Source organism: Pseudomonas sp. UTLPPB19802 (assembly GCF_059730225.1).
On record NZ_AP048545.1, the window covers coordinates 1,321,630 to 1,339,151 of the forward strand.

Here is a 17,522-nt window from a genome sequence, read left to right on the forward strand (position 1 = left end):
AGACGAACTGGCGTATCACAGCGACAACGCTACCCGTCTTGCGAGTGCGCTCCATGTCCCAGGATCTCTACTTCTTGTTGATGCCGGGTTTCTCGGCGATGGGCTTCATCTCGGCGATCGAGCCGCTGCGCGTGGCCAATCGCTTCCGTGGCGAGCTGTATCGCTGGCATGTGCTGAGCGCGGACGGCGGGGCGGTGCTGGCGAGCAACGGCATGTCGGTCAACGCCGATGCCACGCTGGAACCGTTGAAGAAAGGTGCGACGCTGTTGGTGGTCGCCGGCTTTGAACCGTTGAAGTTCGTCACTCCGGCACTGGAACACTGGTTGCGTCGCCTGGACGGCGAGGGTGTCACCCTCGGTGGTATCGACACCGGCAGCGTGGTGCTGGCCGAGGCCGGTCTGCTCGAGGGGCATCGGGTGACATTGCACTGGGAGGCGCTGGAAGCGTTCAAGGAATCTTATCCACAGCTGGAAGTGACCCAGGAGCTGTTCGAGATCGACCGTCGGCGCATCACCTGCGCGGGCGGCACGGCCTCGATCGACATGATGCTCGACCTGATCGGCCAGGCCCATGGCCCGGAACTGGCGATCCAGGTGTCGGAGCAGTTCGTGCTCGGGCGCATCCGCCCGCGCAAGGACCACCAGCGCATGCAGGTCGCCACGCGCTATGGCATCAGCAACAAGAAGCTGGTGCAGGTGGTCGGCGAGATGGAGCAGCACATGGAGCCGCCGCTGAGCACGCTGGAACTGGCGCAGTCGATCAAGGTGACGCGGCGCCAGTTGGAGCGGCTGTTTCGCCTTTATCTCAAGGACACCCCGAGCAACTTCTACCTTGGCCTGCGCCTGGAGAAAGCCCGCCAGTTGCTGCGCCAGACCGACATGAGCGTGCTGGAAGTGAGTATCGCCAGCGGCTTCGAATCACCGTCGTACTTCACCCGCAGCTACCGGGCCCGGTTTGCCCAGTGCCCGCGCGAAGACCGCAGGGCGCTCAAGGCCTAGCCGCGGGAACCGGTGCACCGCACTGTGGCGAGCGGGCTCGCCCGCGCTGGGCCGTGAAACGGCCCCAAAATCAGCAGACCGGGTACTCCTGAAAGAACGCGGGGACGGCTTGGAGCTGCTGCGCAACCCAGCGCGGCGGTCCGACGAGCCCGCTCGCCACATGGGTGTTCGGTGTTCCAGGCCTCGGGTATTACTTCTTCAAAAGCGCCGCACAGGCCGTCTTGTAGGCCTCGTGCTGGTACTTGTTCAGTGTCGCCGGCAACTCGAAGCCGTGCTTCTTGTGCTGGGCATTGACGGTCTGCGGCGACAGCAGCGTGACCTCGCAGTTGTCCAGCAACTGCAGCATGCCTTCGATCTTGAACGTGATCGGCCCACCGGCGAATTCGCCTTTCTTGCTGCGTTTCTTGATCGCGATCCGCGTGATGCCGTTGGCCTCGACAAACGCCCGCAACTGCGCCGCGAACGCCTTGACGCAGGCCGCGTCCTCATCGTCGTCCAGGCCAAGCTTTTTGGTGGTGACAGCCAAGTGTTCCGGGCTCGCGCCCTGCAGGCCGGCGAGCGCGAAGATGGCTTCGCTGCCCTTTATTTCGATACCGCAGATAGTCATTTGAGTCCTTGGGTAGTGGGGCTGGAGGATCGGAGTTCCAGTTGGCCTGCCTTGATGCCGAATGCCGAGGCAATTTTTCGCGTGTCGCCTTGCGCGGCTTGGCCACGGCTTCCTGCTGGGCATAAGCCGGTTGCGAGAGGCCCATGCGCGTGGGGACTTCACCCTGCGTCAGGTCCAGGTATTCACGCCACGCCCTGATCGGGGTCGCGCCGTCGACGAATCGTGTCAATGGAGAAATATAAGTCTTTTTATAAGAAAACGAATGTTTGCTTATATTTTCTCCAGCCGACAACACGATAAGGTTTGCTTGATGTTGCCTTGAGCGCGAGCCGGTCAATCCATGCTTTTACGCAAGTCCAGCATGATCTTGTCGAAGTGATCGACCCGGATGATGCCCAGCCTTGGGAACTCGAAATCGAGGATCACGTAGAGCACGCAGACCAGCACCAGTGCATAGCCGAGGATGTGCAGCCAGTTGTGCCGGGCGCTGCCGGCCATGCCGTAGCCGATGAACAGCGCGCTGACCTGGGTCAGGGCGATCAGCATCAGGTAGATGATCAGCGGTGGGTGGGTCTCCAGGGCCACGCTGCGAGTGGTGGTGATGTCGATCATCGCATTGAGCGCCTGCAACAGGCTGACACCCAGGTTCGGCGTCGGCATTTGCTGCAAACCGGCGATCGACTGCTTCCAGATGTCCAGTTGCAGGGCGTTGGCCCTGGCACTTTCCTGGCTGGCCAGGTCGACGTCGCTCAGGTCGCGGTAATAGGCGATGCGCGCGTCCAGGTAATCGCGAAAGGCCTGGCGCAGCGCCGGCTGGCTGGCCGGGGGCAGCAGGTCGAGGCGTAGCCAGGCGGTGCCCATGGCGTTGGTTTCCTCGACGATCAGCGTGCGCCGGGTGTCCATGCGCGTGGCCGCGCCGGAGAAGGTGAAGGCGATCAGCAGCGCCAGCAGGCCGAACACCGCGCCCTCGATGGCGCCGATGCCGGTGCGTGCACCCTCGGGGTCGGCGGACAAGTGACGGGCACCGACCCGCCGGCCGATCTCGATGAACAGCACGATGGCGCCGAAAATAAGCAGGGCATACAGCGGAATGGCTGAGAGTGAGTGCATACGAAAATCCTCTGATTATCGTGATCGACTCGCCTGTACAGCCGTTTCAGGACGTGAGTTGCTGCCTATTCAGTTAAGTTTCGTCGTCGGCCTTGTCAAGGTGCCGGCCGCAAACGGCCAGCCGGCGCGGGGCAGCGACCTGTCGATGCCCGTTTGCGTCATTCCTGCAGCAGCGATTCGAGGAACTCGGAGCGCTCGTCGCTCTTGCTCGCCAGGCAGTCGTTCAGGTCGATGTTGTACTGCTTGCTGCCGATCTTGGCCGGCAGCGGCGCGATGGCACAGTCGGCGTCGCGCGACTGGGTCCAGAGCTGCTGGGCCTTTTGCAGACGGGCGGTGATGTCGGTCTGCTCGGCTTTCTTGCTCGCGTATTGCGACGTCACCCGATCCAGCAGCGCCTGGAAGTTGTCCTTGAGCAACTGATCGGCGGTGTTCTTGTTGTAGGTGGCGCATTCCAGGGTCTGCTGGTCGTCCGCAACCGCGTCGCACGGCGAGTTGTCGGTGTCTTCGGCCGCATGAACAACCACGCTGACAAGGGCCAAGGCCAGGAAAATCGATTTCATCACGGCGTCCTGAAGCTGGTAGGAGAACGGTAAACGGCAATTCTGTCTCAAGCCGAATGCAAAGAATAGTCGTACCACGCTAAGTGCTTAAGCCTACCGTCTTGACGCCCTTTGTCGCGGATTGACGCTTTCGGCAATTCCCCTGTCGTTTTTGCACCCGGCTCCGACAAGCCCTGGGCATATGCTGGCTCCAAAGCGCCGGCAGACGATTCGGCGCGTGAATTGCCAATAAAGGGGACGCCTGATGAGCCCAGCCGAATTGCACGCCGACAGCATCGTTATCGACGGGCTGATCATTGCCAAATGGAACCGCGAACTGTTCGAGGACATGCGCAAGGGGGGGCTGACCGCTGCCAACTGCACTGTGTCGGTCTGGGAGGGCTTCCAGGCGACCGTCAACAGCATCGCCGCCAGCCAGAAGCTGATCCGCGAGAACAGCGACCTGGTGATGCCGGTGCGCACCACCGCCGACATCCGCAAGGCCAAGGAACTGGGCAAGACCGGCATTCTGTTCGGTTTCCAGAACGCCCATGCCTTCGAGGACCAGATCGGCTACGTGGAGATCTTCAAGCAGCTCGGCGTGGGCATCGTGCAGATGTGCTACAACACCCAGAACCTGGTCGGTACCGGCTGCTACGAGCGTGACGGCGGCCTGTCGGGCTTCGGCCGCGAGATCGTCGCCGAGATGAACCGCGTCGGCATCATGTGCGACCTGTCCCACGTCGGTTCCAAGACCAGCGAGGAAGTCATCCTCGAGTCGAAGAAGCCGGTGACCTATTCCCACTGCCTGCCTTCGGGCCTGAAGGAACACCCGCGCAACAAGTCCGATGAAGAGCTGAAGTTCATCGCCGACCATGGCGGTTTCGTCGGCGTGACCATGTTCGCGCCGTTCCTGGCCAAGGGCATCGACTCGACCATCGACGACTACGCCGAGGCCATCGAGTACGTGATGAACATCGTCGGCGAAGACGCCATCGGTATCGGTACCGACTTCACCCAGGGCCACGGCCAGGACTTCTTCGAGTACCTGACCCACGACAAGGGCTACGCCCGCCGCCTGACCAGCTTCGGCAAGATCATCAACCCGCTGGGCATCCGCACCGTGGGCGAGTTCCCCAACCTCACCGAGACCCTGCTCAAGCGCGGTCACAGTGAGCGCGTGGTGCGCAAGATCATGGGCGAGAACTGGGTCAACGTCCTCAAGGAGGTCTGGGGCGAATAACCCCGACCACCCCCTTTTGCTGATTTCCTCCCCTGCGCGCCGGTCGCGCAGGGCGTACGCGGCCAGCCGCAAACAATGAATTCTGGAGTGTTTCCCATGGCTAAAATCGCCCCGCAACTGCCTATCGAAGTCGACAGCGAAACCGGTGTCTGGACCAGCGATGCGTTGCCGATGCTCTACGTGCCACGCCATTTCTTCGTCAACAACCACATCGGCATCGAAGAAGTGCTGGGCGCCGAGGCCTATGCCGAAATCCTCTACAAGGCCGGCTACAAGTCCGCCTGGCACTGGTGCGAAAAGGAAGCCGAATGCCACGGCCTGGAAGGCGTCGCGGTGTTCGAGCATTACATGAAGCGCCTGTCCCAGCGTGGCTGGGGCCTGTTCAAGATCCAGGACATCGACCTCGACAAGGGCACCGCCAGCGTCAAGCTCGAGCACTCGGCGTTCGTCTATGTCTACGGCAAGGTCGGCCGCAAGGTCGACTACATGTTCACCGGCTGGTTCGCCGGTGCCATGGACCAGATCCTCGCTGCCCGTGGCAGCCAGATCCGCACTGTGGCCGAGCAGGTCTATGGCGGTTCCGAAGAAGGCCACGACGATGGCCTGTTCACCGTCAAGCCGCTGTAAGTCGAGGATCGCACCATGGCATTCGAAGCTATGTTCCAGCCGATTCAGATCGGCAAGCTGACCATCCGCAACCGTGTGCTCAGTACCGCCCACGCCGAGGTGTATGCCACCGACGGCGGGATGACCACCGACCGCTACGTGAAGTACTACGAGGAAAAGGCCAAGGGTGGTATCGGCCTGGCGATCTGCGGCGGTTCGTCGGTGGTCGCCATCGACAGCCCGCAGCAGTGGTGGAGTTCGGTGAACCTGTCCACCGACCGTATCATCCCGCATTTCCAGAATCTGGCCGATGCCATGCACAAGCATGGCGCCAAGATCATGATCCAGATTACCCACATGGGCCGGCGCTCGCGCTGGGACGGCTACCACTGGCCGACCCTGATGTCGCCCTCGGGCGTGCGTGAGCCGGTACACCGTGCCACCTGCAAGACCATCGAGCCGGAAGAGATCTGGCGGGTGATCGGCAACTACGCCCAGGCTGCGCGCCGGGCGAAGGAAGGCGGCCTGGACGGCGTCGAACTGTCCGCCGTGCACCAGCACATGATCGACCAGTTCTGGAGCCCGCGGGTCAACAAGCGTACCGACGAATGGGGCGGCAGCTTCGAGGGCCGGATGAAGTTCGGCCTGGAAGTGCTCAAGGCCGTGCGCAAGGAAGTCGGTGACGACTTCTGCGTCGGCATGCGTATCTGCGGTGACGAGTTCCACCCGGACGGCCTGTCCCACGAGGACATGAAGCAGATCGCCAAGTACTACGACGACACCGGCATGCTCGATTTCATCGGCGTGGTCGGCTCGGGTTGCGACACCCACAACACCCTGGCCAACGTCATCCCGAACATGAGTTACCCGCCGGAGCCGTTCCTGCACCTGGCCGCCGGGATCAAGGAAGTGGTCAAGGTGCCGGTGCTGCACGCGCAGAACATCAAGGACCCGAACCAGGCCACCCGGATCCTCGAAGGTGGCTACGTGGACATGGTCGGCATGACCCGTGCGCACATCGCCGACCCGCACCTGATCGCCAAGATCAAGATGGGCCAGGTCGACCAGATCAAGCAGTGCGTCGGTGCCAACTACTGCATCGACCGCCAGTACCAGGGCCTGGACGTGCTGTGCATCCAGAACGCCGCGACCTCCCGTGAATACATGGGCGTGCCGCACATCATCGAGAAGTCCACCGGGCCCAGGCGCAAGGTGGTGATCGTCGGTGCCGGCCCGGCCGGCATGGAAGCCGCCCGCGTGGCGGCCGAACGGGGTCACGACGTGACCGTGTTCGAGAAGAAGGACAGTATCGGCGGGCAGATCACCACGGCGGCCAAGGCGCCACAGCGTGACCAGATCGCCGGTATCACCCGCTGGTTCCAGCTGGAACTGGCACGACTGAAGGTCGACCTGCGCCTGGGGACCGCCGCCGACGCGGCGACCATTCTCGACCTGCGTCCGGACATCGTCGTGCTGGCCGTCGGCGGGCATCCGAACCTGGAGCAGAACGAACACTGGGGCGCCGCCGAAGGGTTGGTGGTCAGCAGCTGGGACGTGCTCGATGGCAAGGTGGCGCCGGGCAAGAACGTGCTGGTCTACGACACCATCTGCGAATTCACCGGCATGTCGGTGGCCGACTTCCTGGCCGACAAGGGCAGCCAGGTCGAGATCGTCACCGACGACATCAAGCCGGGCGTGGCGATTGGCGGTACGTCGTTCCCGACCTACTACCGCAGCATGTACCCCAAGGAAGTGATCATGACCGGCGACATGATGCTGGAAAAGGTCTATCGCGAGGGCGACAAGCTGGTGGCGGTGCTGGAGAACGAATACACCGGCGCGAAAGAAGAGCGGGTGGTCGACCAGGTGGTGGTGGAGAACGGCGTGCGGCCGGACGAAGCCCTCTACTACGGGCTCAAGGAAGGTTCGCGCAACAAGGGCCAGATCGATGTCGAGGCGCTGTTCGCGATCCAGCCGCAGCCATGCCTGAGCCAGCCTGGCGACGGCTACCTGCTGTTCCGGATCGGTGACTGCGTGGCCCAGCGCAACACGCATGCGGCGATCTATGACGCGCTGCGTCTGTGCAAGGATTTCTGATGGTGCATCGCCTGTGGTGATGGGGCCTGTTGTGTGATGAGAGATTGATTGTGTGGTGACGGGGCTTTTTGTGGCGAGGGGGCTTGCCCCCGCTGGGCTGCGAAGCGGCCCCAGGTCAGCCGACGCGTCTGGTCAGAACATCCGCGTTGGCCGGGTTACGACTGCTTCGCAGCCGAACGGGGGCAAGCCCCCTCGCCACAAAGGCACGCCCATCGCCAGCCAGCATCCTTGCCACAACCCGGTGCAGGGCTTTCACCAGCCTGTCTATGAACCCTTGCAAGGCCTCAGGTCTTTGGGAGCTTCACCATGTTGAACACCCTTCTGCCCATCCTGCTGTTCGCAGCCATCGGCCTCGCCGTCCTCGGCGCGCTGCGGCGGGTAGCCATGTGGCGCCGCGGCCGGCCCTCGAAGGTCGATCTGCTCGGCGGCCTTTTCGCCATGCCCAAGCGCTACATGGTCGACCTGCACCATGTGGTGGCGCGGGACAAATACATTGCCAACACCCACGTCGCTACCGCCGGTGGCGCCGTGGCGTCGATCATCCTGGCGCTGCTGGTCCACGGTTTCGGCCTGCACAACCGTATCCTCGGCTATGCCTTGCTGCTGATGACGGCGGTGATGTTCGTCGGCGCGATCTTCGTCTACCGGCGTCGGCGCAACCCGCCGTCGCGGCTGTCGAAAGGCCCGTGGATGCGCCTGCCGAAAAGCCTGCTGGCGTTCTCGGCATCATTCTTCCTGGTGACCCTGCCGGTGGCCGGGATCCTGCCGCAGGACTTCGGTGGCTGGGTGCTGGCGCTGATCCTCGGCGTTGGCGTGCTGTGGGGCGTGTCCGAGCTGTTCTTCGGCATGACCTGGGGCGGGCCGATGAAGCACGCCTTCGCCGGTGCCCTGCACCTGGCCTGGCACCGGCGCGCCGAACGCTTCGGTGGCGGCCGTTCCACCGGCCTCAAGCCGCTGGACCTGACCGATCCACAGGCGCCCCTGGGTGTGGAAAAGCCCAAGGACTTCACCTGGAACCAACTGCTCGGCTTCGACGCCTGCGTGCAGTGCGGCAAGTGCGAGGCCGCCTGCCCGGCGTTCGCTGCCGGCCAGCCGCTGAACCCGAAAAAACTCATCCAGGACATGGTCGTCGGCCTGGCCGGCGGCACCGATGCGCATTTCGCCGGCAGCCCGTATCCGGGCAAGGCCATTGGCGAGCATTCGGGCAACCCGCACCAGCCGATCGTCAACGGCCTGGTAGACGCCGAAACCCTGTGGTCCTGCACCACCTGCCGGGCCTGCGTCGAGGAATGCCCGATGATGATCGAGCACGTCGATGCCATCGTCGACATGCGCCGGCACCTGACCCTGGAAAAGGGCGCCACGCCGAACAAGGGCGCCGAAGTCCTGGAAAACCTGATCGCCACTGACAACCCTGGCGGCTTCGCTCCTGGCGGTCGACTGAACTGGGCGGCCGACCTGAACCTTTCCGTACTCGCCGAGAAACAGAACACCGACGTGCTGTTCTGGGTTGGCGACGGTGCTTTCGACATGCGCAACCAGCGTACCCTGCGCGCCTTCGTCAAGGTGCTGAAGGCGGCCAAGGTCGACTTCGCGGTGCTCGGCCTGGAAGAGCGCGACAGCGGTGACGTGGCCCGGCGTCTGGGCGACGAGGCGACCTTCCAGCTGTTGGCCAAGCGCAATATCCAGACCCTGGCCAAGTACAGCTTCAAGCGCATCGTCACCTGCGACCCCCACAGCTTCCATGTGCTGAAGAACGAATACGGCGCTTTTGGCGGCAACTACCTGGTGCAGCACCACAGCACCTACATGGCCGAGCTGATCGGCGCCGGTGCCCTCAACATCGGCCAGCACAAGGGCAACAGCGTGACCTACCATGACCCGTGCTACCTGGGCCGCTACAACGGCGAGTACGAGGCGCCGCGCGAGGTACTGCGGGCGCTGGGGATCGAGGTCAAGGAAATGCAGCGCTCCGGCTTCCGTTCCCGCTGCTGCGGTGGCGGTGGCGGCGCGCCGATCACCGACATTCCCGGCAAGCAGCGGATTCCCGACATGCGCATGGAGGACATCCGCGAGACCGGTGCCGAGCTGGTGGCGGTCGGTTGTCCACAATGCACGGCGATGCTCGAAGGCGTGGTCGAACCCCGGCCGATGATCAAGGACCTGGCCGAACTGGTCGCCGACGCCCTGCTGGAAGAGGCGCAGCCGAGCAAGTCGGCGCCCAGGCGTGAACCTGCGGAGGTGCACTGATGAGCGATATTATCCGTCGTGACCCGCGTGCCGAGCGGATCGCCCGTAACCGCCTGCATCCGCTGCATGCGGCGATGCAGCCGGTACAACACAGTTGGATGGGCCCCAATGGGATCATCCGCAAGAGCCCCCATGGTGTCGGGTTCATCGGCCCCAACGGCATCAAGCGTATCGACCGCAGCGGCGCCCAGCAGGGTGGCAGCACCAAGCGCTCGGCCAGCGTCGAAGTACAATTGCCGCTGCATCAGGTGGCGCAACCGGCGTTCCATATCTGCGTGGTGCCGGACATGGTCGGTGGCCGCCTGAGCAGCCACGACCGCGACCTGCTCGGCCTGGCCCATCAGTTGGCCGGCCAGGACGGCGCGGTGTTGGCGGTGATCTTTGGCGAGCACAAGGAAAGCACCTTCGAGGCAGCCGGCGTTGACCGCCTGCTGGTACTCGAAGGCGACGAGTTCAGCGGTTATTCACCGGAGCAACGGGTCCAGGGTCTGCGGGCTGTGGATAACCAGTTCGATCCACGCCACTGGCTGCTGCCGGACAGCCGCAGCGGCGGTGGCGAGTTGGGCCGGCGGTTTTCCGCGAGTCTGGGCGAACGTCCGGCCACGCGGGTCTGGCAGGTCAAGGACGGCCAGTGCATTGGCCGCGCCGGTGCCGGCTTGCAGGACCTGGCGCGGCCGCTGGCGAGGGTGATCCTGGCCGCTGCCGAATGTGCCGAACCGGTCAGCGAAACCCGTCACGAAGCCTTGCCCGTGGAGTTATCCACAAGCGTCGCCCGCAGCCTGTCGCGCATCGAGGACCTGGGGGCGGTGGCGGTGGACCCGGCGGCGATCCCCATGGCTGAGGCCGAGTTCATTTTCTCCGGTGGCAACGGCGTGCAGGACTGGCCGCTGTTCCACGAGACGGCGGCGGCCTTGGGCGCTACCGAAGGCGCTTCGCGGGTGGCGGTGGACGATGGTTTCATGAGTCGCGACCGGCAGGTCGGGGCCAGCGGCACCTGGGTCACGGCACGGGTGTATGTCGCCGTGGGGATTTCCGGGGCGATCCAGCACCTGCAGGGCATCGGCGCCTGCGACAAGGTGGTGGCGATCAACCTCGATCCGGGCTGCGACATGATCAAGCGCGCCGACCTGTCGGTGATCGGCGACAGCAACGAGATCTGTCGCGCGCTGATCGCCGCGGTGACGGCATACCGCAGCGGCGCCAAGCGCGATGCGGCCTAAGGTGGGGATGAACGCATGAACACGAATGTAATCAGCCTGGTCTCCATCGGTGCCCACCCGACCTCCGGTCGCGCGCGTCGCGCCGAACAGGATGCGCGGGCGGTGGAGTTGGGCCTGCAACTGGCTGGGGATAACTTGCAGGTGGTGCATGCCGGTGACGTTGCTGAACCGGCTTTGCGCGCCTACCTGGGCATGGGCCTGGAGGAATTGCGCGTGCTTGAGCAGCCGCTCGGCGCTGATGCGCTGCCGGTGCTGACCGACTACCTGCGTGATGTTGGCGCCCAAGTGGTACTCACCGGCAGCCAGGCGGAAACCGGCGAGGGTTCGGGCATGCTGCCGTTCCTGTTGGCGGAGAACCTGGGCTGGCCGCTGGTGGTGGGGCTGGCCGAGGTCGAGTCGATCGATGGCGGCGTGGCCCAGGTGCTGCAGGCCTTGCCGCGTGGCCAGCGGCGGCGGTTGAAGGTGCGCCTGCCGTTTCTCGCCACGGTGGATAACGCCGCGCCGAAGCCGCGCCAGAGTGCCTATGGCCCGGCGCAACGCGGGGTGCTGCACGCCGACGAGGTGGAAGTGCTCGACGACGAATTGCTCGCCAACGCGCAACTGCAACCGGCCAAGCCACGGCCCAAGCGCCTCAAGGTGATCAAGGCGAAAAGCGGTGCCGACCGGATGAAGGCCGCCACGGCCAAGGCCAGCGGCGGCGGCGGGCAGGTACTCAAGGGCGTGAGCGCCGAAGCCGGGGCCGAGGCGATTCTCAAGTTGCTGGTCGAGGAAGGCGTGGTGCGCTGAGACTTCCTTGCCGTCGCGGTCGATTGTAGGCGCCGGCTTGCTGGCGATCGCGCACTCGCCACCAGCAGATCGGCTGCCTGACACACCGCTATCGCCAGCAAGCCGGCTCCTACAGGGCTCCGTGCTGCTTCGGGCTAGGGCGGTGTAGTCGCAGGCGGCGCTGTTGCCGGTGGTTCCGCCGGCCTGGGCAGTGGCGACTCCATCACCGGTTGTTCCATCGGTGCCGGCAGCGGCTGCCAGTTTTCATTGCCCCGCGGCACGGCCAGGGGCGGGGGGATGTCGCCACCGCCGCCGCTGGTCTTCATGTTCAGGTTCTGGCTGTTTTGCAGCACCATGCCCTCGGTCGAACTGCGCGCTTCGGTCCCGCTGCTGAAGGTACTGACCTGGGACGCCGGCAGGTCAAGATTACGCTCGATCCGCGGGGTGATCAGCAGGATGATCTCGCTCTTGCCCAGCTCGCTCTTGCGGTTGCCGAAAATCGCCTGGCCCAGGCCGGGCAGCCGGCTGAGTCCCGGCAAACCGACCCCCTCCTCGGTGTCCGCCGTGCGGATCAGCCCCGCCACGACCTGGGTTTCATTGTTGCGTGCGGTCAGCGTGGTGCGGGTCGAACGCGAGCCCAGTTCGAAGGTCGGCGGGATATTGTCGGTGCCTTCATTGCGCTTGGTGATGTGCGTCATGTCGATCAGCATCTGCAGGTTGATCTCGTCGTTGAGGCTGATACTGGGCTGGACCTCGATGTGCAGCCCGACATCCTGGTAGGACACCGAGGCGGTGGTCATGAGGTTGGCGGTGGTCGAGGTGATCACCGGAATCTTGTCGCCGATCTTGATCTCGGCCTTCTCCCGGTTTTTCACACGGATCCGCGGGTTGGCCAGGGTGACCGTGTTGCCGCTGCGTTGCAGCAGGTTGATCTTGGCCTCCAGGCTACCGATTTCGAGCTGGCGATCGCCCAGGCCGGTGGCGGACTGGAGGGTACCGGGCAGCGAGAGGCCGATGGAACCGGGATAGTTGATCCCCAGGTTGAGTTCGTCCACCAGGCTGACTTCCATCACCTGGATATCGATGGTCACTTCCGAGTCGGCCAGGTCGATGGCCTGCACCAGTTTCTCCACGGCGCTCAGGGTTTCCAGGCCGTCACGCACGATCACCGCGCTGAGCCGTTCGTCCACCAGCACCTCCTTGGGCTTGAGCAACTGCTTGATTTCGGCCGCCGCCAGTTTCGGATCGGCATGGCTGAGGTAGAAGGTGCGCACCGCCAGCTCGCGGTATTCGCGCTCCTTGTCAGGTCGCGCCGGGTAGATCAGTACCGTGTCGGCATTGAGCACCTTCATCTGCAACTGGTGGGTCGACAACAGCAGGTTCAGTGCGTCCTCGGCGGTGGTGCGCGATGCGGAGATGCTGGCGGCCGCGTTCGGGTTGACGTCCTTGTCGATCACGAAGTTGATCCCCGAGAGCCGAGCGATGGTCTCGAAAATGGTGGTCAGGCTCTGGGAGCTGAAGTGCAGGCTGACCGGTTTTTTCATCGCCTCGCCCAGTTTCGGCTTGAGGCTGTCGACGCTGACCAGGGTACGCGTCAGGCTGTCACGCAGGTCCAGCGCCTCGCGGTAGTTGGGTTGCTGCGCGATGATCTGGCGCACCAGCGCCAGCGCCTCCCGCGGGTTGCTCTTGCCCAGGGCCTGGGCGCGGGCCAGCTCGGGGCGCAGCCGGGCGAGGTTCTGGATGGTGCGGATGGCCTGGCTGGCACCGAGGTTGCCGGGGTCGTACTTGAGGATCTGCTGCATGGCCGCAATGGCCCCGGCATCGTCGTTGCGCGCCAGCGCCTCGCCGGACTGGCGGCTGTACTGGTTGACCAGTTGCTCGGTGCGGCTGAACAGCGCGGCGCGCAACGGGATGTCGTCCGGGTGCTCTCTCACGGCCTCCCGCAGCACATCCACCGAACGGGTGATATCTCCGTCCTGGCGCAACAGCTCACTTTCGTTGAGCGGTCCGTGGGACTGGCAGGCCGTCAGGCCGATCAGCAGCAGGGCCAGCCACGGCCGGATAGATTTTGACATGATCGCTCTCATCGCTAGAGCCGTCCGTGCTCAGGGAGTATCCAGGCGCAAGGTGGTCACCTGGCGCAGCGGCAGGTAGGTCAGCACCACGCGGGTGTCGGTCAGCTTGTCCAGGCGATAACCCTTGTCGAACGTCGCTCCCGGACGGATATGGCCTGCCACCGAGCAGCTCTGGCACAGGGTGTAGCGCACGCCCTGGCCTTGCAGCACGACGATCTTCGATTGGCCCTGGTAGCGCCATTGCGCGCTGACCGTGAAGGGCATCGGCGGCGCCTGCGGCGCGGCGGGTTGGGTGGCGGCTACGGGAGGCGGTGGCGGCAGCCAGCTCTGGCTGGGAAACAGGTCAACCGGCGTCGAAGCCTGCGTCGGCCGGTCGTCGTCGGGCGTCGGTGGTGTCGTGGCGTCCGGCTTCGGCGCTGCCGGGGCGGGCGCCGGGGTGTTGGCTGGCAACGGCGTGACGCGCTCCTGCCAGAACAGCCAGCCACAGCCGAGCAGCACGGCCCCGAGCAGTACGCGCAGATACAGCGACAGTTTCACTTGAGCACCGCCAGCAGGCTGACGCGCAGGCGGATGTCGAGTTGCGCGCTGGCGATCTCCTTGCGTTGCAGGCTCAGGCTCTCTATGCGGACCGCCGGTTGCCGTGCCACCTCGTCGAGCGTCGTGCGCAGGTTCGGGTAGGCGCCGCTCAACGGGATATCCAGCTCCAGGCGCCGGGTCTGTTCGTCTGCCGCCGACGAGTACTGGAAGTCGGTTTGCAGGACCGCGAAGCCATTGCGCTGCAAGACCGTCAGCAGGCTTTCCAGGCGGGCCTCGAAGCTGTCGGTGTCGGGCAACCGCCGGACCGCCTGCGGTTCGCTGGCCTGCAGGTCCAGCGGGCGTTCGGCGATACCCGCGCGGGCCTCGCGCAGGCGCACCGCACTGGCGTCGAGGCCGGGAACGATCAGCCCCTGGCGAATCACCAGGGCCGCAACGATCAACAGCAGTGCCAGGCCGCCCGAGAACCCGAGCAGGCGCTGCCCCTGGGCCACGGACCAGCGCAGCCGGGCCTGCAGTTGCGCGGCGTCGGGCCATGGGCGAGAGATCGGTTTCATGGCCGGTCCGCTCCCGAGGGGCCGCCAAGTTTGAATTTGACGCTCATCGGCCGCATCGGGTCCTGGGTGTTGCGGGCGCTCTGTTGCAGGCTGACGGTGAGGCCGGTGTCGCGCTTGAGGTGCTCGATGAAGCGCAGGCTGCCTTCCAGGCGCTGGCTTTCCAGGTCCAGGCTGAGTTCGCGGGCCACGGTGTTGAGTTCCAGGCGCAACAGCGCGACGTCCGGTGACCAGGCCCGGCCGAGGGCATCGAGCAGGGCGAAGGGCGTGGCGCCCTGGCGGGCAAAGGCTTCCAGCTGTTTTTTCTGCTCGGGCGAAGTACGCAGGGCGGCCTGCATCAGCTGTTCCTGGCGGATCGCCAGGGCGGTGAATTGCCGCTCCACCTGCTCCGCCTCGGCTTCCCGGACCTGCAGGGCCTGCCAGTCCGAGAACAGCAGCAGCCACAGGCCGAGGGCCACCGTGCCGAGCGGGATCACCAGCCAGGGGCGGGCTCGCGCGCCGCGCAGGTCGATCTGCGGTGCCCGTGGCTGCCGCCAGCGGCGGATCCACGAGCGGTTCATCCGGCCTGCTCCGCGAACCACGGGTGCAGGGGGCCCAGCCAGCGCCATGACAAATGCGCCGAAGGTTCGCGAGCGGCCCCGGCGGCCACCACCAGGGTCTGCGGTGCCTGCTCGTCGCACAGCACATCGGCCATCAGCAAGGCGTCGGACAAGGCTGTCTGTGGCGCCAGCGGCAGCATGCAGACCTGCGTTGGCCAGCCCTGGCGGGCGAACACGCAGGCGAGGGCACCGGGTTCGCGGACGGCGAAGCGACAGTCCGGCGGCAAGTCACGCCAGTGGCGTTGCAAGGCATCGGTCAGCAACGGCGTGCAACGCCGGATCGGCAGGTGGCGGGCCTGGAACAGTGCCTTGAGCGACGTGATCAACGCCATATTGACCGCTGCGGCCAGGCGCGCGCGGCCGAACGGCGCGGGGTCGACCGCAACCTGCCATTGGCCGGGATCGAGATCGTTGTGCTGGCTGAACAGCGCCAGGGCGAACCCTTGCCAGTCGAGTGGCGCGTAGAGACCTGCCTGCCAGGGCAGGATCTGGTAATGCACATGGGGAAAACCCAGCAGCAGGGTGATCCGCTCCAGGTAGCCGAGGCGGCCATGCGGGGCCCGTTCCAGCAGCGTCGCACAGGCCGCCAGCGGCTCGCCCGACTCGCGCCCCTGCCACAGGGGACCGGCGGGCCAGCGTGGGCGGCTGGCCCAGTGGAACTCGTCCTGCCCCAGCAGCACCACATGATCAATAAAGGGAGAGGACACGATGAACCTCCTGCAGGGTGGTCTCTCCGGCCGCCGCGCTCGCCAGCGCGATATCGCGCATGAAACGGTGGCCCGACTCGCCTGCCAGCTCGCGCAGGGCGGCGGCCGAGCGGCGTTGCAGCAGGCCTTCCTTGAGCGCATCGGTGACGGTCAGCACTTCCGCCAGCGCCAGGCGGCCGCGATAGCCGGTTTGGCGGCAGGCCTCGCAGCCACGGCCGACCCGGTAGTGGCGGGCGGACGAATGGGCCGGCAGGTGCGCCAGTTGCAGCAGTTGCGCATCGGGTTCGCTGGGCTCGGCGCATTCGCTGCAGACCCGGCGCAGCAGCCGCTGCGCGACCACGCCGTTGAGCGCCTCGACAAAGCTGGCCGGTTCGACCTTCAGGTAGTTGAAGCGCTCCAGCACGCTGAACGCACTGTTGGCATGCACCGAGGACAGCACCAGGTGGCCGGTCAGGGCGGCCTGTACGGCGATCCCGGCGGTCTCGCCGTCGCGGATCTCGCCCACCAGGATGGTGTCCGGGTCGTGCCGCAGGATCGAGCGCAGGCCACGGGCGAAGGTCAGGCCCTTCTTGTCGTTCACCGGGATCTGCAGCACGCCGGGCAGTTCGTACTCCACCGGGTCTTCGATGGTGATGATTTTCTTCTCGCCGGTGTTGGTCTCCGACAGGGCGGCATAGAGCGTGGTCGACTTGCCGCTGCCGGTCGGGCCGGTGACCAGCAGCATGCCGTAGGGTTCGCTGGCCAGCAGGCGGATGCGGCGGATCGCGTCCGCGTCCAGGCCCAGGCTGTCGAGGCTCAGGGACTCGCCGCGCTGCGACTTGTCGAGTACCCGCAGCACTGCGTCCTCGCCGTGGATGCTGGGCATGATAGAGACCCGGAAGTCGACGTCGCGCTGCTGGATGCGTGCCTTGAAGCGACCGTCCTGGGGGACCCGGCGTTCACCGATATCCAGCCCGGAAAGGACCTTGAGACGTGACAGCGCCTGCTCGGCGGTGTCGAGCCCGGCACTCTGGCCGATCTGTTGCAGCACGCCGTCGATCCGGTACTTGATCACCAGGCCGTCGGGCGTGCTCTCGACATGGATATCGCTGGCCCGGCTCTGCAGGGCGTCGAAGAGCATCGAGTTGACCAGTCGCACCACCGGGTTGTCGTCGCGGGCGATGCTGCTCAGGGAAATCTCCGGCACCGCGTCGGCGACCCGGGCGTCCTCGTCGTCGCGGGCGAACGGGTCCATCACGCGTTGGCTGGTCTCGGCCTTCTTCAACTGCGCCTCGACCACCCCCGGCAGGCTCATCGCCAGGGTCATCGGCGCCAGTTCGGCATGGGCCTGCAGCCATTGGCGGCCACTCAGGGAGAAGGGCGCGCCGAGCACCAGGTAGGCCTGGCCGTCGATCTCCACCGGCAGGGTCCGGCGGTTCAGGGCCTGGGGCAGGGACAGGGTGTCGAAGCGCTCGTGTCCGTCGAGCTGGGTCTCGCTGAGGGGCGTCAGGCCGAGAAGGGCGGCGACATCGGCCAGGTGTTCCGGGGTGTCCGCCAGCACCTGTTGCAGGTACTGCGCCAACGGGATGTTGTCCTGCCGTGCCTGCTGCTGCCATTGCTGCCTGAGTGTGTCCATCGT

At 65.3% G+C, this 17,522-nt stretch carries 16 protein-coding genes and 1 pseudogene; 7 read left to right on the forward strand and 10 right to left on the reverse strand.

What is annotated here, in order from left to right:
• The first annotated feature begins 53 nt into the window (after positions 1–53).
• Complete coding sequence (locus AC6I6U_RS05955) at positions 54–998, forward strand: GlxA family transcriptional regulator (RefSeq protein WP_497881108.1); 945 nt, start codon at positions 54–56, stop codon at positions 996–998.
• A gap of 190 nt (positions 999–1,188) precedes the next feature.
• Here the strand turns inward: AC6I6U_RS05955 and AC6I6U_RS05960 are convergent, their stop codons facing one another.
• The 4 genes and pseudogenes from AC6I6U_RS05960 to AC6I6U_RS05975 form a co-directional block, all read right to left on the reverse strand.
• Entirely contained in the window at positions 1,189–1,605 is a 417-nt protein-coding gene (locus AC6I6U_RS05960) for a DUF3010 family protein (protein WP_497881109.1), read from the reverse strand.
• A pseudogene (locus AC6I6U_RS05965) lies at positions 1,602–1,834 on the reverse strand (helix-turn-helix domain-containing protein); the annotation flags it as partial. The gene AC6I6U_RS05960 and the pseudogene AC6I6U_RS05965, both read right to left, overlap by 4 nt.
• A 104-nt stretch (positions 1,835–1,938) precedes the next feature.
• Positions 1,939–2,715: a bestrophin-like domain gene (locus AC6I6U_RS05970; protein WP_497881110.1), complete on the reverse strand. Its 777-nt coding sequence runs from the start codon at positions 2,713–2,715 to the stop codon at positions 1,939–1,941.
• 158 nt (positions 2,716–2,873) lie between these two features.
• Positions 2,874–3,275, reverse strand: a complete 402-nt coding sequence (locus tag AC6I6U_RS05975) for a lysozyme inhibitor LprI family protein (protein ID WP_497881111.1) — start codon at positions 3,273–3,275, stop codon at positions 2,874–2,876.
• A 244-nt stretch (positions 3,276–3,519) separates the two neighbouring features.
• Between AC6I6U_RS05975 and AC6I6U_RS05980 the strand changes: the two genes are divergently transcribed.
• The 6 genes from AC6I6U_RS05980 (at position 3,520) to etfB (ending at position 11,456) form a co-directional block, all read left to right on the forward strand.
• Positions 3,520–4,497, forward strand: a complete 978-nt coding sequence (locus AC6I6U_RS05980; protein ID WP_497881112.1) for a dipeptidase — start codon at positions 3,520–3,522, stop codon at positions 4,495–4,497.
• A 96-nt stretch (positions 4,498–4,593) separates the two neighbouring features.
• Positions 4,594–5,124 carry a DUF5943 domain-containing protein gene (locus AC6I6U_RS05985; protein WP_497881113.1) on the forward strand — a complete coding sequence of 177 codons (531 nt, stop codon included), beginning with the start codon at positions 4,594–4,596 and terminating at the stop codon, positions 5,122–5,124.
• Between the two features lie 15 nt (positions 5,125–5,139).
• Positions 5,140–7,200 (forward strand): dimethylglycine demethylation protein DgcA, encoded by a 2,061-nt coding sequence (dgcA, locus tag AC6I6U_RS05990; protein ID WP_497881114.1) that lies wholly within the window; start codon positions 5,140–5,142, stop codon positions 7,198–7,200.
• A 306-nt stretch (positions 7,201–7,506) separates the two neighbouring features.
• Positions 7,507–9,450, forward strand: coding sequence for a dimethylglycine demethylation protein DgcB (dgcB, locus tag AC6I6U_RS05995; RefSeq protein WP_497881115.1), 1,944 nt, complete (start codon positions 7,507–7,509; stop codon positions 9,448–9,450).
• The gene (gene etfA, locus AC6I6U_RS06000) at positions 9,450–10,670 is read left to right on the forward strand and encodes an electron transfer flavoprotein subunit alpha (RefSeq protein ID WP_497881116.1); all 1,221 of its coding nucleotides are present in this window, start codon (positions 9,450–9,452) and stop codon (positions 10,668–10,670) included. Before dgcB ends, etfA begins: the two co-directional genes overlap by 1 nt.
• Before the next feature lie 15 nt (positions 10,671–10,685).
• Positions 10,686–11,456 (forward strand): electron transfer flavoprotein subunit beta, encoded by a 771-nt coding sequence (etfB, locus tag AC6I6U_RS06005; RefSeq protein ID WP_497881117.1) that lies wholly within the window; start codon positions 10,686–10,688, stop codon positions 11,454–11,456.
• A gap of 134 nt (positions 11,457–11,590) precedes the next feature.
• On the opposite strand, the gene AC6I6U_RS06010 is transcribed toward etfB, so the two are convergent.
• The 6 genes from AC6I6U_RS06010 to AC6I6U_RS06035 are packed head-to-tail and all read right to left on the reverse strand — an operon-like array spanning position 11,591 to position 17,519.
• Positions 11,591–13,510, reverse strand: a complete 1,920-nt coding sequence (locus tag AC6I6U_RS06010) for a secretin GspD/PilQ domain-containing protein (RefSeq protein ID WP_497881118.1) — start codon at positions 13,508–13,510, stop codon at positions 11,591–11,593.
• Positions 13,511–13,540: 30 nt separating this feature from the next.
• Entirely contained in the window at positions 13,541–14,047 is a 507-nt protein-coding gene (locus tag AC6I6U_RS06015; protein WP_497881119.1) for a hypothetical protein, read from the reverse strand.
• Entirely contained in the window at positions 14,044–14,601 is a 558-nt protein-coding gene (locus tag AC6I6U_RS06020) for a GspMb/PilO family protein (protein WP_497881120.1), read from the reverse strand. The genes AC6I6U_RS06015 and AC6I6U_RS06020 overlap by 4 nt, the downstream gene beginning before the upstream one ends.
• Positions 14,598–15,158 (reverse strand): hypothetical protein, encoded by a 561-nt coding sequence (locus tag AC6I6U_RS06025; RefSeq protein WP_497881121.1) that lies wholly within the window; start codon positions 15,156–15,158, stop codon positions 14,598–14,600. The genes AC6I6U_RS06020 and AC6I6U_RS06025 overlap by 4 nt, the downstream gene beginning before the upstream one ends.
• Entirely contained in the window at positions 15,155–15,904 is a 750-nt protein-coding gene (locus AC6I6U_RS06030) for a hypothetical protein (RefSeq protein ID WP_497881122.1), read from the reverse strand. Before AC6I6U_RS06030 ends, AC6I6U_RS06025 begins: the two co-directional genes overlap by 4 nt.
• Positions 15,885–17,519, reverse strand: a complete 1,635-nt coding sequence (locus AC6I6U_RS06035; protein ID WP_497881123.1) for a GspE/PulE family protein — start codon at positions 17,517–17,519, stop codon at positions 15,885–15,887. Before AC6I6U_RS06035 ends, AC6I6U_RS06030 begins: the two co-directional genes overlap by 20 nt.
• Between the last annotated feature and the right edge of the window lie 3 nt (positions 17,520–17,522).

Coding starts and splice junctions, on each gene's coding strand:
- etfB (WP_497881117.1), top strand. CDS start 10,686: ATGAACACGAATGTAATCAGCCTGGTCTCCATCGGTGCCCACCCGACC.
- AC6I6U_RS06010 (WP_497881118.1), bottom strand. CDS start 13,510: ATGTCAAAATCTATCCGGCCGTGGCTGGCCCTGCTGCTGATCGGCCTG.
- AC6I6U_RS06035 (WP_497881123.1), bottom strand. CDS start 17,519: ATGGACACACTCAGGCAGCAATGGCAGCAGCAGGCACGGCAGGACAAC.
- dgcB (WP_497881115.1), top strand. CDS start 7,507: ATGTTGAACACCCTTCTGCCCATCCTGCTGTTCGCAGCCATCGGCCTC.
- AC6I6U_RS05970 (WP_497881110.1), bottom strand. CDS start 2,715: ATGCACTCACTCTCAGCCATTCCGCTGTATGCCCTGCTTATTTTCGGC.
- AC6I6U_RS05960 (WP_497881109.1), bottom strand. CDS start 1,605: ATGACTATCTGCGGTATCGAAATAAAGGGCAGCGAAGCCATCTTCGCG.
- AC6I6U_RS05975 (WP_497881111.1), bottom strand. CDS start 3,275: ATGAAATCGATTTTCCTGGCCTTGGCCCTTGTCAGCGTGGTTGTTCAT.
- dgcA (WP_497881114.1), top strand. CDS start 5,140: ATGGCATTCGAAGCTATGTTCCAGCCGATTCAGATCGGCAAGCTGACC.
- etfA (WP_497881116.1), top strand. CDS start 9,450: ATGAGCGATATTATCCGTCGTGACCCGCGTGCCGAGCGGATCGCCCGT.
- AC6I6U_RS06025 (WP_497881121.1), bottom strand. CDS start 15,158: ATGAACCGCTCGTGGATCCGCCGCTGGCGGCAGCCACGGGCACCGCAG.
- AC6I6U_RS05985 (WP_497881113.1), top strand. CDS start 4,594: ATGGCTAAAATCGCCCCGCAACTGCCTATCGAAGTCGACAGCGAAACC.
- AC6I6U_RS06020 (WP_497881120.1), bottom strand. CDS start 14,601: ATGAAACCGATCTCTCGCCCATGGCCCGACGCCGCGCAACTGCAGGCC.
- AC6I6U_RS05955 (WP_497881108.1), top strand. CDS start 54: ATGTCCCAGGATCTCTACTTCTTGTTGATGCCGGGTTTCTCGGCGATG.
- AC6I6U_RS05980 (WP_497881112.1), top strand. CDS start 3,520: ATGAGCCCAGCCGAATTGCACGCCGACAGCATCGTTATCGACGGGCTG.